Here is a 16,055-nt window from a genome sequence, read left to right as displayed (position 1 = left end):
GCGCAAGCCAGCGCCTCATCCCCACCCCCAGGTACCCACCCCTCGCCCGTGCTCAGTAAGGGTAAGGCATCAGTCGCGGGCCGCCGGACGGACGAACGGGAACGCCAACGTACTGCGGATGTTCTGGCCGGTCAGCATCATCATCACCCGGTCCACACCGATCCCGAGGCCGCCGGTCGGGGGCATCGCGTACTCGAGCGCGGACAGGAAGTCCTCGTCCAGCGACATCGCCTCGGGGTCGCCCGCGGCGGCCTTCAGCGACTGTGCGGTGAGCCGGCGGCGCTGCTCGACCGGGTCGACCAGCTCGGAGTACGCCGTACCGATCTCGGCACCGAACGCGACCAGGTCCCAGCGCTCGGCGAGCCGTGGTTCGGTGCGGTGGTTGCGGGTCAGCGGCGACGTCTCCAACGGGAAGTCGGTGTAGAACGTCGGCAGTGTGGTGTTCGGCTCGACGAGCTCGTCGTACAGCTCGAGCACCAGCTCGCCCGCGGACAGGTCGAACGTGGTGTGTACGCCGTGTTCCGCGCACAGCTCGCGCAGCCGCTCGACCGGTGTGTCCGGGTCGATCGGCGTACCGGCGGCCTGACCGACCGCGTCGTGCACGGTGATCACGGGCCACTCGCCGGAGATGTCGAGCTCCTCGCCGTCGCGCCGTACGACGGGCTTGCCGTACACCGCGATCGCCGCCTCGATCAGCAGCTCCCGGGTCAGCTCGCGCATCACCACGTAGTCGGCGTACGGCTGGTAGGCCTCGACCGAGGTGAACTCCGGGTTGTGGGTCGCGTCGGCGCCCTCGTTGCGGAAGTTCCGGTTCAGCTCGAAGATCTTGCCCATCCCGCCGACGCTCAGCCGCTTCAGGAACAGCTCGGGCGCGATCCGCAGGAACAGGTCGGTGTCGTAGGCGTTGATGTGCGTGACGAACGGCCGCGCGTTCGCGCCGCCGTGCACCGCCTGCAGCATCGGCGTCTCCACCTCGATGAAGCCGCGCGTCTCGAAACCGTTGCGCAGGGCGCGGACGGCGGCACTGCGGTGCTGCATCATCCGCAAGGAATCCGGGTTCATCACGAGGTCGATGTGCCGCTGCCGGACCCGCGCCTCGGGGTCGGTGAATCCCTTCCGCTTGTCCGGCAACGGGTGCAGGCACTTGGCCGCCATCGTCCACGTGCTGACCGCGATCGACAGCTCGCCGCGGCGGCTGGTGACGATCTCGCCGGTGACGCTGACGTGGTCGCCGATGTCGACGAGCCGCCGCCACTGGTCCAGCGGTACGTCGCCGCACGCGTCCGCGGTCAGCATCACCTGCAGCTGGGTCAGCCCGTCCTGCAACTGCCCGAACGACAGCCCGCCGTGGTCGCGCATCCGCAGCACCCGGCCGGTCACCGACACGGTGTGACCGGTGTGGTGGTCGGGCGGCAGGTTCGGGTACAGCTCGCGAACGCGTTCGAGCGTCTCGGTGCGCGGCACGCTGACCGGGTACGGATCGATGCCTGCGGCAACGAGTTCGGCGAGCTTGATCCGGCGGATCCGCTCCTGCTCGGTGAGCTTGCGGGTCGGCAGCGCCGGCCGCAGCAGCTCGTCCTCCTGCTCGCGTACGGCGGCTGTGAACGCCTGGCCGTCGGCTGCCCTGATCGCGTGCCGCTCGGCCACCTCCACGCTGTCTACACGTGTCCACGGTCGCGGTGCGGGCAGGAAGCCCTCCGCCGTGCCCGCGGCGAGCACGACCTGGGCGAGCGACGCGCCACGCGAGTAGCACATCAGCCGCGGCGACCAGCGGGGCAGGTACTTCTCGTTCGACTGGTAGAGACTCTCCAGCTGCCAGAAGCGGGATGCCGCGGTCAGCAACGCGTTCGTGAGCCGCAGCACCGGGCCGGCGCCGACGCGTTCGGCGTCGCTGAAGATCTCCCGGAACATCGCGAAGTTCAGCGAGATCCGGTGGATCCCGAGGTCGCGGCTCGCCTCGACCAACGACGTGACCATGAACTCCATCAGCCCGTTCGCGGACTCCGGGTCGCGCCGCATCACGTCCAGCGAGACACCCCGGACGCCCCACGGCACGAACGACAGCAGCCCGCGGACGACGCCGTCGGAGTCCCGGGCGATCACCATCACGCAGCGTGCGTCGGCCGGGTCGCCGAGGCGCCCGAGTGCCATCGAGAACCCGCGCTCGGTCCGCGCTCCGCGCCACTTCTCGGTGAGGTGGACGTAGTGCGCCAACGCCTCGGGGGACAGGTCTCCGTGCCGGACCACCTCGGCGTGGTACCCGGCCCGCTGCACCCGGGTCACGGCCTGCCGGACCGGGCGCATCGTGCGGCCTTCGAGAGTGAAGTCGGCGACGTCGATGATCGCCTCGTCGCCCATCGACAACGCGCGCAGCCCGGCGTCGACGTACGCCCGCGCGGCCTCCTCGCTGGCCGACAGCACCGCGGGGGACCAGCCGTACCGGCGGGCTTCGGCGATCCAGCGCTGGATCGCGGCCGGCCAGGCGACCGGATCACCGAGCGGATCGCCACTGGCCAGGCTGACGCCGTTCACCACCCGGTACGCGATCGCGGCGTCGTTGCCCGGGGCGAACACCACCGCCTTGTCCCGGCGGGTCGCGAAGTACCCGAGCGAGTCGCGTTCGCCGTGCAGCAGGAGCAGCCGCCGTACTTCGAGCTCCTCGGACTGGGTGAGGTAGCGGACGCGCTGAACGGAGCGGAGGAAGATCCAGAACGCGACCACCAGCGAGGCCGCCGAGATCGCGCCGACGGTCAGGCCGATCCAGCCGTGGCCCTCGTGGCCGCCCATCTTGCTGCGGGACTGCCCGAGCGCGGCGATCACGGCCCAGCCGATCTTCTGCCGCTGACCGGACAGCGTGCGCGGGAACAACTGGGTGAGCGTGACGCTGACCGCGATCGAGATCAGCATCCCGAAGACCAGCGCGCCGATCGCCAGCCGGCGGCTACCGGGTGCCAGCCGCGCCGGGAAGGCGCCGCGGATCTTCCACAGCAGCACGACGATGGCGGCGATCACGACCGCCTGCACGATGCCCCACTCCAGGTCCTGGACGCTGGCCGGACCGAAGTCGCGGAGCAGTTCGGTGTCCTTCGGGTTGGCCAGCCGGACGCTGGTGAACGCGATCCCGGCGATCTGCGCGAGGAACCAGAGCGCCTCGAAGACCCACAGCACCCAGAGCAGCGCGGCCCGCTTGCCGCGCAGCAGGGCGCTGCCGACGACCGCGAGATAGACCGCGGAGAAGATCGTGTGCCCGGCCGGGATGCCGACGAAGTCGAAGGCGATGTCGACGTGCTTGACCAGTCTGGGGTTCGCGACATGCAACGGGATCGCAATGAACGACCAGACCGAGGCCAGCACGACAACGCGGCCCACCCAGACCGCGGCCCGGTGCTGCCACACCGGTACTACTCCTGTTTGCTCCGACCGCACCAGCCGATCATCCCATTAGTTTGCTGAGACTTCGGTCGACCTAGGTCTACCCAGACAGTACAGCTGACGCCACAGCCAATACTTTGGTTGACATGCAACGGTGTTGACATGGCTCACGTGCCCTACCGCCTGGTCCGTAATCTCATGCTCGCCGCCGCGGTGCTCTACTGCAGCCTGCTGCTGGAGGCGGCGGCCGGATTCCCGCTGGACGTCCACAGCTCGTTCCTGAGCGAGCTGGGCGCGCTGGACCAGCCGACGAGCCTCCTGGCGCGAGCCATGGACCTGTCGACCGGAGTGCTGCTGTTGCTCGCGGTACAGCTCGCCCGGCCGACTGTGCGGGGGCGGCGGGAGCTGGCCGGTCTGCTGCTCAGTACGGCGGCTTTCGGGCTCGGTACGCTGTTCGACTCGTTGTCGCCGATGGACTGCGCCCCGTCGGCCAGTGCCGCGTGCCGGGCCGCTGAGGCCAACGGACAGACCGGTGTGGACCTGGTACTGCATGAGGTCACGTCGACGATCGCAGGCATCGGCAGTATTGCCACGGGCGTCTTTGCGGTGGTCGTACTGCGGAGAGCGGGCTGGGGTGGCCCTTGGAGCAAGGTGGTCGCAGGGCTCGCTGCTGCGGTCGCGATGTCGCAGACGTGGCTGGGGCTGCAGACCGGTCGCGACGTGCTGATGGGTGACGAGCTGGACGCACCGGGTGTTCTGCAGCGGGTCTCGGTACTGCTCGTCTGCTTAATGCTCGCGACATTGTTACCAGCTCTGAGGCACGCTTGTGGTGATGAGCATGACGTGGATCGTGGTGCCCGGCCTGGCCGAAACTCCGGAGGAGTTCGCCCGGGTCGTCGAGTTGCTGCCGGATGAGGACGTTCGCGTCATCGACCCCTGGTCCACGCCGATCACGTCGGACGTGGACACGCTGCGGGCCGCGGCCGGCGTACCGCACGATGCCGAGCTGGGCCTGGTCGGGCATTCGATCGGCGGGCTCGCCGTACTGCGCTGGGCGCTGACGCGACCGGACGAGGTGGCACGGCTGGTACTGGTCGACAGCAGCCTGACGTCGGAGACCGGGTGGCGGCCGTTCTACCCCGGCAAGCCTGGCGACCGGGCGGTTCGTGCGCTGGCGCGGTTCCTCGGGAGGGTCGGCGTACCGCAGCGGCTCGGGCCCGCGGTACGGCGGCTGATCATGCGGCTCGGCAGCATGTCCGGCCACGACCTGCTGTCCCGGGAGACCGCCCAGACCAGGTACGGCGGGCGCGATTCGTGGCTGCTCTTCTGGGACGAGCTCGCCGGCAGCTGGGAACTCGCCGCCGAGGTGAGCAAACTCGTGGCCGCGCCGATCGACAGCGTCCCACCCACCTCGCTCCTGGTAGCGGTCGGCGGCACGTCCCGCTTCACCGCCAAGGGCTGGCTGGCAGGCCAACAGCGGCTGGCGGACGCCCTGAACGGAACGGTGGAAGTCCTGCCGGACTCCGCACATCTGGTCCACCTCGACCGGCCGGACGCGATCGCCGCCACCATCAAGAAGGCCTTACCGAGCCAGCACCTTGGCTAGGCCTTCTCGGAGGTCGTCGACGAAGTACTCCGGGACCTCCAGCGACGGGAAGTGTCCGCCGGCGCCGGGCGAGTTCCAGCGGACGATCTGCCGGTACCGCTGTTCCGACCACGGTCGCGGGTACTTCTCGATGTCGGCGGGATAGATCGTGATCGCCGCGGGGACATCGACCGTGAGGTCGGGATCGAGTGAGTTGTGGCTCTCGTAGTAGATGCGGGCCGCCGAGGCGCCGGTCCGCGTCAGCCAGTAGAGGGTGACGTCGTCGAGAATGCGGTCCCGGGAGATCCGCTCGAACGGGCTGTCCGTGGTGTCCGACCAGTCGGCGAACTTGTCCAGGAGCCAGGCGAGCAGCCCGACCGGTGAGTCGACGAGTGAGTAGCCGATGGTCTGCGGCCGGGTCGCCTGCTGTTTCGCGTACGCCGCGCGGTGGTGCCAGAAGTCGTACGTCTCCTCGGTCCACCTGCGCTCGTCGTCTGTCAGCCTGTCGGTCGTCAGCCCGGGCGGTCCTGGCGCGAGTGTCGTGTGGATGCCGAGTACATGCTCAGGGAACCTGCCCGCGAGAACCGTGGTGATGACGCCGCCCCAGTCACCACCGTGGGCGGCGAACCTGTCGTAGCCGAGCCTGCCCATCAGCTCCACCCAGGCGCCGGCGATCTTCTCGGTCCCCCACCCGGTCGTGGTCGGCTTGTCGCTGTACCCGAAGCCGGGCAGGGACGGGACGACGACGTGGAACGCCGGTCCGTCTTCCGGGTCTGCCAGTTCGTCCACGATGCCGACGAACTCCGCGATGCTGCCGGGCCAACCGTGGGTCAGCAGCAGCGGAGTGGCGTCGGCACGCGCGGACCGGTGGTGCAGGAAGTGGATTCCCAGACCGTCGATGATCGTGCGGAACTGGCCGAGCTGGTTCAGCCGGTCCTCGAACGGCCGCCAGTCGTACCCGGTACGCCAGTACTCCACGACCTCGACGAGGTCGGCGAGCGGAACGCCCTGGTCCCACCGCCGCGGGTCGGGTGCGGGGCGATAGACGGTCTCGGCTTCGGGCAGCCTGGCGGCGGCCAATCTCGCGCGCAGTTCGCCGAGTTCGGCGTCGGTCGCGTGGGCTTCGAATGCTTGCACGTCGTTCATCGGGCCTCCGGATTGATGGAACCGGCTAAGGCGGTTCTAACAGTCTCTCCGGGGTGAGTGCAACCGGCTAAGGTGGTTCCATGCGTGCCGGTTTCCCTGACTTCCGCCTCGGTGCCGTGCTGGCGACGAGCTTCACGGGGACGTTGTCGGAGCGTCACGGGGAGCCGGTGGAGCGCATTCCCACGCCGGATCGACTCCTCGATTGGCTGGCGCTGTACGGCCTCGCCGTCGACGCGTGCACCGGCGCCCAACTCGACCTCGCCCGGGAACTGCGTGAGTCGATCCACGCGGCCGCGACAGCTGCCGCGCTTCAGGACGGTCTGCCCACCGCTGCCGTCCAGGTCATCAACGACCGCAGCGCCCAGGGTCGAGCCGCGGCCGTACTGACCTCCGAGGGCACGCGGGAATGGCGGATCGGCTCGATCGACGACGCGCTGGGCGTGATCGCCGCCGACGCGATCAGCATCATCGCCGGCGAACGCGACGGAAGGCTGGCGCTCTGCGCCTCTCCGACCTGTCAGGCAGCCTTCTTCGACACCAGTCAGAGCCGCACCCGCCGCTGGTGCGACATGAACACCTGCGGCAACCGCCAGAAAAAGGCCCGCTTCAACGCCAAGAAGTGACCTGCCTTCCATCAGGTCGCCGAGTGCCGTACGCTCATTTCACTGAAACAGTCGTGGCAGTTATTGTGTGTGGCGGGTGGTTGCTGTGGGTGATGTTCGGTGGAAGGCGCGCTGGCGGCGGATCTATCTGCTCTATGTCAGTCGTGCGTACGGCTGGGGGCGGTCGTGATTGTGATCACCTGCGCGGTGTGTGATCGGCGCATGCTGCTGCCGTTGAGCATGGTGACGGGCCTGGACCGCCGGATGGATCTGGCGGGGCAGGTGCTCTACGAGCTCACCTATACGTGCTGGTGTGGTGCGCCCGGTGCGAAGGTGGTCAAGGGCCCAACTAGGTAGTGCTGGTCATGGCGGGGGTGGGGAGTTTGCGCTGCCAGACCTCGTCCAGGGCCATTCGCATCGCGCCGGTGACGACGGCGTCCTCGGCCAGGGCGGACAGCTCCAGTTTGGGGTGGTTGAGGGTGAGGAGGCGGAGCTGGTCCGCGATGGCGTCCAGGAGTACGGCGCCTGCGCGGGCGACGCCGCCGCCGATCACGACGGCAGTCGGGTCCAGGACGAGTACGGACGGAGCCAGTGCGCGCGCGAACGTCCGGGCGACTTGCTGTACGACGGCCTGCGCGACCGGGTCACGCTCCGCCGCAGCCGCGAACACGTCGGCGGTGTCCAGCTGCTCCCCGCCGAGCTCGGCCAGCCGTGAGTTCGGATTGTCCAGCGCGGCCTGACGTCCGAGCGCAGCGATTGCCTCCGACCCGACCGCGCGCTCCAGCGGACCGCGGCTGTCGTCCGGGTTGATCACGTCGTCGGTGTCCGTGGCGATGAAGCCGATCTCACCGGCCGCCCCGGTACCGCGGTGCAGCCGGCCGTCGATCACGATGCCCGCACCCAGCCGCTCACCCCACTGGACTGCCAGCAGCGTGCCGGTACCGCCACGGGCCGCAGCGATCGCGAGCGCGGCCAGGTTGGCGTCGTTGTCCAGCATGACCGGGCAGTCGAGCAGACCGCGGACGTGCTTGATCAGGTCGACAGCAGACCAGCCCGGCACACTCGGCACCAGCTGCACGCGACCCGTGTGCTCGTCGACAATGCCCGGGCTCGCGGCGACCGCGGCAGCGACGTCCTCAGCCGGTACGTCGGCCTCGGCCAGGGCCTCCTTGATGACCTCACCGATGACACCGAGCAGTTCCTGGGCAGTCCAGCCCGGTCCGGAGCGCCGTACCAGCGAGAGCTTGCGCCCTGCCAGGTCCGAGACGCCGACGGTCACCCGGTGCGGGCCGACGTCCAGCCCGAGCACGGGAGCCGCGCGACCGCGGAGCGAGACCCGGATGGCCGGTCGACCGAGCGAACGGTCGGCGGAATCGGGGCCGTGCTGCTGCAGCCAGCCGGCGTCCAGCAGCTCGTCGACGGCCTGCGCGACCGTCGGCCGAGCCAGACCGGTGCGCTCGACCAGCTCGGCGACGCGCAGCGGTGCGGGCGCGGATCGGCGGACCGCGTCCAGGACCGAGGCGACATTGATCCGCCGCAGCATCGTCGTACCGCCGCCGCCGACCGTTCCCTTGCCCATGTCCGACCCCTTGCCTGCCACTCGCACAGTATAGAGAGCGAGCGTTCGTAAATGCTGTCCATTAGCGCTTCGGCGGGCGGATGCCGGTGCGTGCGTCGACACCTATCACCCCGGCGCTGCCGGATGCTCCAGTACACGCACCCTGCCCGGAATCGGGCCCGCTCAGTCCTGGAGAACAGTCCGGGCGAAACTGCTCAGTGCCTCCCGATCCGGTTGCTGGGTCTTGGTCATCAGACTGGCTACGTGCTTCTCGACCGTCCGTGGTGAGATGTGCAGCCGGGACGCGATCGACTTGTTCCCGATCCGGTCCACCAGCAGCCTGCACACCTCGTACTCCCGGGTGGTGATCCCGAGCTGCCGCAGGTACGCCGGAACCTGGTCCGACCCGGTCCGCCGCTGGGAGACGGTCGCACCGAGCTGCCGCATCAGGCCGCGGCACGCACTCGCGACCGCCGGGATGCCCGCGGTGTGGAAGTAGTCCTCGGCCAGCCGCAACCACGCGACCGGCTCACCCCAGCCGTCCGCCGCGGCCGGCTCGGCCACCATCCGCAGACCGAGGTGCCGCGCCATCGGGAACAGCGAGGCGGTCTCCATCGCCTCCAGCATCTTGGCCTCGGCCGCGGCTGCCTTGCCGTCCCGGCCGAGCAGTACGGCGTGGGCGAACTGGACGAACTGCTTGTTCCACCGCATCCCGCTCGCCGCGGTCGCGGTGACCGCCTCGAAGTGTTCCCACCCGTTGCGTCCGGACAGTACGCCGAGCAGCAGGCCCAGCCCGTTCTTGCCGGTCAGGTGCAGGGTCGTCGGGTTCTGCGCGTCGTACGCGAGCGCCTGGGCGAGCTCGGAGTCCGCCAGCTCGCGGTTCTCCTCCAGGAGCGCGCAGAACGTCCGGGCCAGCCCGTACGAGTACGGCAGCTCGTACGACGCCCGCTCCCCACCCCAGTTCGCCACCTCGGCGAGCGTGGTCTCCATCGCGGCCCGGCGGCCCTGATGCGCCTCCAGGATCGCCTTGATCGCCAGGAAGTAGGTCGCGGCCCGGCCCATCCGGAGTCGCCGGGTGACCTCGAGGCACTCGGCGATGATCTCGGCGGCCCGTGCGTACTCCGACCGCAGGATCGCCTGCTGACCGAGAATGCCGTCCACCTCGTACATCAACGGAATCGCACCGATCCGCAGCGCCTGCTGCCGGGCCCGCTCGAGCTCGACGGTGCTGCCGTTCGCGAGGCAGATGGTGCCTGCCTGGAAGAAGTGCGAACCGACCCGCTGGTAGGTCATCCCATGGTCCTCGGCGATCTGCCGGGCCCGGTGGAAGTAGTCGATCGACCGGTCGAGGTCGTGCTCGCGGGCAAGGATGCCGAGCAGTTGCAGGGCCTCGCAGGCCACCTCGGGCAGGTCCGCGCGTTCGGCCGCCGCGGCGGCCCGGGTGGCCAGCTCGGCTGCGGCCCTGAGCCGGCCAGGGCTGGTGCGGGCCAGCTCGAGGTTGGCCGCGATCGCGTCGACCGGCGCGAGATCGGCGTCGGTGGCATCGCTGCCGAGCAGGGACCGGGCGGTGCCGACGTGGGTCAGCGCGTCCGACCACCGACCGGCCATCATCTCGGCGTTCGCGAGCTGGACGTGCAGCGCGGCCACCTTGCGGCTGTCGAGGTTGCGGTCGGCCAGTTCGTCCACGGACGCGGCATGCGCGGCGATGTGCTCGAAGCGGCCGGTCGCGCTCAGCGCGAGCAGCAGCGAGCCGAGGACGTCGGCCCGGTGGCCGATGTCGGGATCGGCGGTCAGCAGGGTGTTCGCGCGGTCCAGCAGGTTGGCCGCCGAGCCGGTCGAGCCGTCGTCGAACGACCGGCGCCCGGCCAGCGCGAACAGCCGGCCGGCGCGGATGCTGTCGCCACCGGTCTCGGCGAGCTCGGCCACCATCGGGCACCACTCGCCCGGCAGACCGGGATGCAGCTTCTCGACCGCGTCGGCGCAGCGGCTGGCCAGGGCGGACCGTTCGGTCGGCGTCAGGCCGGCGAGCAGCGACTCGGCGGTCAGCGGATGCCGGAACGCGTACCAGTCCGGGGCCGGCTCGTCCGGACCGACCAGCTGGGCGGCGACGCCGGCCCGCAGCGTTGCCAGCAGCAACCGTTCGTCCGTGCCGGTAGCCTCGCGGACGACGCTCAGCGGGAACCGGTGACCGATCACGGCCGCCAGGACCAGGATGTCGCGCGACTGCGGGCCGAGCTGGGCGGTACGGCTGCTGATACTGCGGACCACGGCCGGCGGGACGTTCGTCTGCAGGTCGTCGACCACCTGCACGCTGCCGTCCGGTCCGGACACCAGCTGCCCGCTGCGGTTCGCCTCTTGCAGCAGTTCCTCAACGATGAAAGGGATTCCGGCGCTGTCGTGCCACAGCTGGTCGGCCAACTGCTCCGGGACGCTGCCGGCCGGAACCTCCAGACACCCCGCGGCGAGCTCGGCGACCTCGCCGCGCTCCAACGGTTGCAGCTCGACCAGTTCGGCTGCCCCACGTTGCGCCGACAGTTGGGCCAGTTCGTACGCCGCGCAGGTCTCGGACCGCAGCGTCGCGACCAGGGCGATCGGCTGGTCGTCGAGGTTGTCGAGCAGGTACTCGATCACGGCCAGCGTCTCCGGATCGGAGCCGTGCAGGTCCTCGAGGACGAGCAGACAGCCGCGGTCGCGGCCGACCAGTGTCAGGAGCCGCAGGATTGCCTCGCCGAGCAGGACCGGTGACGCGGCGGTGTCGTGCGCGGTGCCGTCGTCCCAGTCCGGAACGAGCCGGCCGAGCACCTGCCGGTAGGGCCCGAGGCCGTCGGTGGAGGGCATCTCGCCGCGCCGGATCAATGAGAGCAACGCCTCGGTGAACGGGCGGAAGGCAACCATCGTGCCGATCGCCCCGACCCGTCCGCGCAGCGTCGCCATCCCCGCGTCGAGGGCCTCGGTGGTCGCGGTCGCGGCCAGCCGGCTCTTGCCGATGCCTGGCTCACCGACCAGGAAGATCGCACCACCGTGGCCACCGGGGGCGCCGGCCAGCAGGCGGTGGAGGCTCTCGATCTCCCGGGCTCTGCCGACCACGATAGGCGAACGGGTCTGCATGATTGCCAACTGTAACGACGAATCGCTGTCGCCGCAGACAGCTCGACCGAGAGCCGGCCCCCGCCGGCCCTCGGTCAAACGTTCGCTGCTGCCGGCCAGCAGGCCGTCGGTCCTAGATGGTCCCGAACGGGAGGCCGTCGGGCATCACCACGGCGGCTGCCGCGGCGCTCAGGCCGACGACACCGACGAGGGCCAAGGCCCGGGCGCCGACCTTGTAGCGCATCGGCAACGTGATCGGGCCGAGCGGATCGGTCTGCTCGGGGGCCGTGGCCTGCACTTCGGCCGGGGTTTCGTGCTGAACATCGTGGTGCTGGGCGGTCATGCTGTTCCCCTTGTCACACAGTGGGCTCCGGTGCTGTGCCGCACCTCGACCCGGCGGATGATTCGAGCAGCAGCACGGACGGAACCCGCTCGGGGAACGCAAGACGGAGCAGTCCGTGGCCGATTCCTGCCAGACCGGTCAGCAGGCCTGGAGACGGTACGGCGTTGGGTGTCCCGCATTGCGGTCCGTACTGCTCTAGTACCGCGAGTACCAGCCCTGCACGACGTCGTCGTGCTGCCTCTGCGGCTGGGTACTCACGTGCGGCGAGCCACACCAGTGGCTCCACCGCGCCGAGCTCGCCGTGGCACAGACTCAGGTCGGCGAGCACCGGACGTTCGGTCGCGGTCCTCAGGTAGGCGTCGAGGTCCGCGGGTACTCCCGCCGTAGCCCGGGCCAGGGTGGTGCCGGCATCACCCGAGCACCACCCGTGGCCGGCTGGACCGTTCCGGCGGTCCAGATCAGTTGCTGCCCGCGCAGCATCGAGGTACCGGTCGCCGGGTACGCCGTACTGCCCGAGCGCCCATGCGATTCCCTGGTAGCCACGAGCGAAGCCGTGGTCCGCTGCTACTCGGCCACGGAGGCCGCTCTCGACAGTGGCTACCAGCTGATCCGCATAGCGCTCGGCCAGCCGGCCGGCGGCCGGAAAGCCTGCTATTGCTTGCATTGCGGCCAGTCCACCCGCCGCGCCTTCGGCGTACGACGGGAACTCAGCGGGGTCGGCGACGAGACGTTCGCTGAGCTCCAGCGATGCCTCGAGCCAGGTGTTGAGGTCAGGGTCGTCCAGGAGCTCGGCGAGCCGGTGCAGTCCGTAGCTGATCCCGCCGAGGCCGTGGTAACCCGGGCCGATCAGCTGGGCGGACTCCGGGTCTCCGGCAAGGGCCTCGAGCAACCGTGGGATCGGACGGATCGCATCACGGGCCAGTTCGCTGTACAGGTGCGATCCGGTGAGTGCCCCCGCCTGTGCGAGGAACAGCGCCGTACCGGTGTAGCCGTTGGACAAGCCGGCACCCATGGGGTTCACGGCCCAGTGGTGGTCGTCCAGGAGTTCGAGGCCGAGCCAGTTGGCGGCGCCGTCGCGTTCGCTGATGACCTGCGCCACGATCTCGTCGGCGATGTCTGTGGCGGCCGCGAGGAGACGGTCCGGGTCTGCTTCGTCGGTACCGACGTGGGGCCGGGTGGCCGTGCTCACGTGGGTGATGGGCTCCGGGCGGGTGGCCAGCGACGCGGAGATCAGCCACGTCTGCCGGTGCTCGTCGACGTCGCCGAGGTTCTTGACCTTGTCCACGACGGCGGACAGGCCGTCAGTGGTCAGCACATCGGCGACGCGGGTGCCGTCGGACGACCACACGTCGCGGCTGTTCGGCTGGACGGTGAACAGCGGTACGTCGCCCGCCCACAGGTCGGCCAGCTCGTACGGGACGATGGCATGCAGTGACTCGTCCGCATCCCAGAGCAGGTCCAGCAACTGGCTGCGGCCGGCCGCGTCGCGGAGCGCGTCCGGGTGCGTCGACTCGTCGAGCAGACTCGTGTAGAGGTGCGTACTGCGCGGCACGAAGCGGATCTGGTCCGTGGCACACTGCGCGAGCAGTCCGTCCGGTCCCAGGAACTCGTCCCGGTGCCATGAGATCGCCTGGTACGCGCTCCGGAACCCTGTGAGTACAGCGATCTCGTACTCCCGCGGCTCCGTCAGCTGCCCGTCGAGCACTGGCCGGTTGGCGGCCCGCCGGGTCTGCCCGGGACGCCGGACGAGATGCATGGAGTCCAGCCCGGCGTCGGCCCAGGCGACCTCACTCATCGGTGCCGTCGAGCCGGCGTCGCCGCCGAGCCCCGACAGGTCCGCGATTCCGTGCTCACTGGACACGAGCATCGGCAGCAGGGCGGTGCGGTACACCGAGGCCCAGAGCGCTCGCTGGGCCGGATCGTTGCCCAAGGCATTCACCAGCTTATGGCTGGGATGGAACAGCGTCTCGACGTCCACCAGCACCGGCTGGTCGCCTGCCGCGATCAGGTTCTCGAAGTGCATGTCCGTGCCGTCCAGCACGTACAGCAACGCGAGCAACGCGCCCTGCCGCTGGTAGAACCGGCGTATGTCGGCAGCGTCGCGGCACGGCTCGTGGACGACGTACTCGAGCCAGCCGTACCCGTCGCGAGGCAGCAGACGGACCGTCCGGATGCCCAGCGCCGTCTTGACGTTCAGCCAGTCCACGAACCCGTTGAAGTGCTCGTGCAACTGGAGCGGACGCGGCTTGTAGACCACTCGCCGGCCGTCCTCGAAGGTGAGGATCGCGGTGCAGCGCCCTCCGCGGTGCGGGTCGCCGCCGGGCTCGATCGCGGTCAGTGCGCCGGGGTCCCTGCCGTTCAGCAGCCGGGCGACGAGCGACTCACGGTCCTCGGCGAGTCGTGCCAGCAGCTCGAGGTGGCCCTCGATGCCCTGACGGCACGACTCGCCCAGGACCCGGGCCAGCACCGGATAGGCGGCCAGGAACTCCGCCAGCTCGCTCCCTCCGACGAGCCGGTGGGTGAAGTCGAGGAAACGCGCGGCCGGCGTGTCACCGGCCAGTTCGCCGCGGTCCCGGGCGCGGGCGAGCTCCAGGACCAGCGTGCGCGCGGCCAGCTTGACCAGCCGCAGGCCGAGCCGCTGCAGGAAGGCCTCAGCCAGGACGCCGCTGTGGCCCGCCGCGGCCAGGTCCTGGCGGGCGGAGTCCAGCAGCGGCTCCAGGCAACGCATGAGCGCCTGCCGCCAGTCCGTGCCGGACCCATCCGTTGCCGTGGCCGCCCCACCTGACGTGTGGCCGCCGGAGACATCGGTCCCTGCAGGGTCTCGACCGGCGGCAGGCGCGCTCGGGGGGAGAGAGGTACTGCGTTCCACGTACGCCGCCCAGGCAGGGGCGGTCAGTGCGTGGTTCAGCTCCTGCGGCCGCAACCCGGCGGACCACCAGGTGTCCGTCCGGTCGGTGCGGGTCACGGAGTTGAGCACGCGCTCAGGCTGCCATCGCACCCTGGGCCGGGGCATGGGTGATCAGCACCCATATTTGTCCGCACACGCGGGGTTACAGGCGGTGTCTGCCGCGGGGTCACGACTGGGCGTCGAGCACCCCGCGGCAGCTGCCTGGCCGGTCGGTCTTCGGTGGAAAAGCCGGCGGCACGAGCGGAACGATGCCCGCGCACGGCGGTCCGGGCAAGGGCCGTGAGCACCCATATTCGGCCTGCCTGGCAAGGCCGACGAAATGGGGGCACGGCGGCCGGAAGATGGGGGTGCTGTCCCCATGCGGTGAGTGGGTGTGCGCTGCGACGGTGAGGCAGTGCTCACCCCTGTCGCTCCCGGACTGCCCGTCTCGGCCCACTCGGTCCTGGACGTCGTTCCGCAGCTGCCCGGTCAGTCGGCTGCGGCCGCGCTCAGGGAAACCGCGGAGGTGGCACTGACCGCTGACGACCTCGGATATCGCCGGTTCTGGATAGGCGAGCAACACGGCGTCCGAGGTGTCGGCGGTGCTGCGCCGGCCGTTCTTGCGGCAGTACTTGCCGCAAGAACGGACCGCATCCGGTTGGGCGCGGGCGGGCTCTTGCTCACCAACCACCAGCCCCTGGTCGTCGCCGAGCAGTTCGCCGCACTGGCAGCGGCGTACCCGAGCCGAATCGACCTGGGTGTCGCAGAGCAGCGCAGTATCGCTCCTAGTACTGCCGCCGCTCTCGCAGGAGGTCCTCGCGGTACGTTCGCGCAGCGGCTGGACGAGCTGTGCGGGTTCCTGCGTGACGGTACGCCGGGCCGCGTGCCGGTAGGCGACGTACGGCTGTCGCTGGCGGGACTGCCACCACCTGTGTTCGTGCTGGCCGATCAGCCCGCTACCGCGGTCACAGCCGCCGTCCGAGGGCTGCCTGTCTTCTTGTCGAAGCGCTCACCGGAAGCGGCAGCGGCGTACCGCGAGTGCTTCGAGTCAACTGGTCCGAAGGTGCGTCCGTACGTCGCTGTGACTGTCGGTGTCGTCACTGCGGACTCGGACGAGGGTGCGCTGGTCCGGTTCGCCGAGTACGTGCGCGTGAAGTCCCGGTTGGCTGCTGCCGGACCGCGGCTGTCCTCGGCCGAGCTCATGTCGTTGCTGGAACCTCCCATCACCGGCCGTGAACGGGGCCGCGCCGAACGGCTGTTGGACGACCCTGCACACATCGTCGGCTCCCGGACGACCGTGGCCGCCGAGCTGGGCGAGCTGGTACGCGAGACGACAGCCGACGAGATCATGCTCGTACCGCTGGCTTTCGACGGTCTGGTCCGCTCGTCGATCCTGCGCACCGTCGCGGCCGGTCTGACCCGGAACGTCCGTACGGTCCCGAGGTACGCCGCGCCGCTGATTGCCACCGCCTAAT

General features: G+C 70.0%; 11 protein-coding genes. 5 read left to right on the top strand and 6 right to left on the bottom strand.

The window, feature by feature from the left end; all coding sequences use genetic code 11:
- Positions 1–69: 69 nt before the first annotated feature.
- Complete coding sequence (lysX, locus tag FB475_RS12570) at positions 70–3,426, bottom strand: bifunctional lysylphosphatidylglycerol synthetase/lysine--tRNA ligase LysX (protein ID WP_141855586.1); 3,357 nt, start codon at positions 3,424–3,426, stop codon at positions 70–72.
- A 108-nt stretch (positions 3,427–3,534) separates the two neighbouring features.
- Here lysX and FB475_RS12565 point away from each other — a divergent pair, with 108 nt between their 5' ends.
- A complete protein-coding gene (locus FB475_RS12565; RefSeq protein ID WP_141855584.1) occupies positions 3,535–4,287 on the top strand; it encodes a DUF998 domain-containing protein in 753 nt (250 codons plus the stop codon).
- A complete protein-coding gene (locus FB475_RS12560) occupies positions 4,211–4,978 on the top strand; it encodes an alpha/beta fold hydrolase (RefSeq protein ID WP_185759231.1) in 768 nt (255 codons plus the stop codon). The genes FB475_RS12565 and FB475_RS12560 overlap by 77 nt, the downstream gene beginning before the upstream one ends.
- On the opposite strand, the gene FB475_RS12555 is transcribed toward FB475_RS12560, so the two are convergent.
- A complete protein-coding gene (locus tag FB475_RS12555; RefSeq protein ID WP_141855580.1) occupies positions 4,955–6,103 on the bottom strand; it encodes an epoxide hydrolase family protein in 1,149 nt (382 codons plus the stop codon). The genes FB475_RS12560 and FB475_RS12555 overlap by 24 nt on opposite strands.
- Positions 6,104–6,183: 80 nt before the next feature.
- On the opposite strand from FB475_RS12555, the gene FB475_RS12550 reads away from it, so the two are divergent.
- Together FB475_RS12550 and FB475_RS12545 are read left to right on the top strand one after the other, a co-directional pair.
- Positions 6,184–6,726, top strand: a complete 543-nt coding sequence (locus FB475_RS12550; RefSeq protein WP_141855577.1) for a CGNR zinc finger domain-containing protein — start codon at positions 6,184–6,186, stop codon at positions 6,724–6,726.
- A 99-nt stretch (positions 6,727–6,825) separates the two neighbouring features.
- Positions 6,826–7,062, top strand: coding sequence for a hypothetical protein (locus tag FB475_RS12545; RefSeq protein ID WP_141855574.1), 237 nt, complete (start codon positions 6,826–6,828; stop codon positions 7,060–7,062).
- Here FB475_RS12545 and FB475_RS12540 read toward each other — a convergent pair.
- The 4 genes from FB475_RS12540 to FB475_RS12525 all read right to left on the bottom strand — a co-directional run bounded on the left by FB475_RS12540 (position 7,055) and on the right by FB475_RS12525 (position 14,670).
- Complete coding sequence (locus tag FB475_RS12540) at positions 7,055–8,305, bottom strand: ROK family transcriptional regulator (protein ID WP_141855572.1); 1,251 nt, start codon at positions 8,303–8,305, stop codon at positions 7,055–7,057. The two genes, FB475_RS12545 and FB475_RS12540, sit on opposite strands and share 8 nt — an antisense overlap.
- A 141-nt stretch (positions 8,306–8,446) precedes the next feature.
- Positions 8,447–11,371, bottom strand: a complete 2,925-nt coding sequence (locus tag FB475_RS12535) for a helix-turn-helix transcriptional regulator (protein ID WP_141855570.1) — start codon at positions 11,369–11,371, stop codon at positions 8,447–8,449.
- A gap of 112 nt (positions 11,372–11,483) precedes the next feature.
- On the bottom strand, positions 11,484–11,693 hold the full coding sequence (locus FB475_RS12530; RefSeq protein ID WP_141855568.1) for a hypothetical protein: 210 nt from the start codon (positions 11,691–11,693) through the stop codon (positions 11,484–11,486).
- A gap of 13 nt (positions 11,694–11,706) precedes the next feature.
- Positions 11,707–14,670 carry a type 2 lanthipeptide synthetase LanM family protein gene (locus FB475_RS12525; RefSeq protein WP_141855566.1) on the bottom strand — a complete coding sequence of 988 codons (2,964 nt, stop codon included), beginning with the start codon at positions 14,668–14,670 and terminating at the stop codon, positions 11,707–11,709.
- Between the two features lie 325 nt (positions 14,671–14,995).
- On the opposite strand from FB475_RS12525, the gene FB475_RS12520 reads away from it, so the two are divergent.
- The gene (locus FB475_RS12520) at positions 14,996–16,054 is read left to right on the top strand and encodes an MsnO8 family LLM class oxidoreductase (protein ID WP_141855564.1); all 1,059 of its coding nucleotides are present in this window, start codon (positions 14,996–14,998) and stop codon (positions 16,052–16,054) included.
- Position 16,055: the final 1 nt, after the last annotated feature.

The organism is Kribbella jejuensis, assembly GCF_006715085.1.
Classification (GTDB): domain Bacteria; phylum Actinomycetota; class Actinomycetes; order Propionibacteriales; family Kribbellaceae; genus Kribbella; species Kribbella jejuensis.
Note: the sequence above shows the minus strand (reverse complement) of the source record. Positions and strands in the feature narration are given on the sequence as shown.

Bases quoted from the DNA above. Each gene is read 5' to 3' on its own strand.
- FB475_RS12535 (WP_141855570.1), bottom strand. From the start codon at position 11,371: ATGCAGACCCGTTCGCCTATCGTGGTCGGCAGAGCCCGGGAGATCGAG.
- FB475_RS12530 (WP_141855568.1), bottom strand. From the start codon at position 11,693: ATGACCGCCCAGCACCACGATGTTCAGCACGAAACCCCGGCCGAAGTG.
- FB475_RS12560 (WP_185759231.1), top strand. From the start codon at position 4,211: ATGACGTGGATCGTGGTGCCCGGCCTGGCCGAAACTCCGGAGGAGTTC.
- FB475_RS12555 (WP_141855580.1), bottom strand. From the start codon at position 6,103: ATGAACGACGTGCAAGCATTCGAAGCCCACGCGACCGACGCCGAACTC.
- FB475_RS12565 (WP_141855584.1), top strand. From the start codon at position 3,535: ATGGCTCACGTGCCCTACCGCCTGGTCCGTAATCTCATGCTCGCCGCC.
- FB475_RS12550 (WP_141855577.1), top strand. From the start codon at position 6,184: ATGCGTGCCGGTTTCCCTGACTTCCGCCTCGGTGCCGTGCTGGCGACG.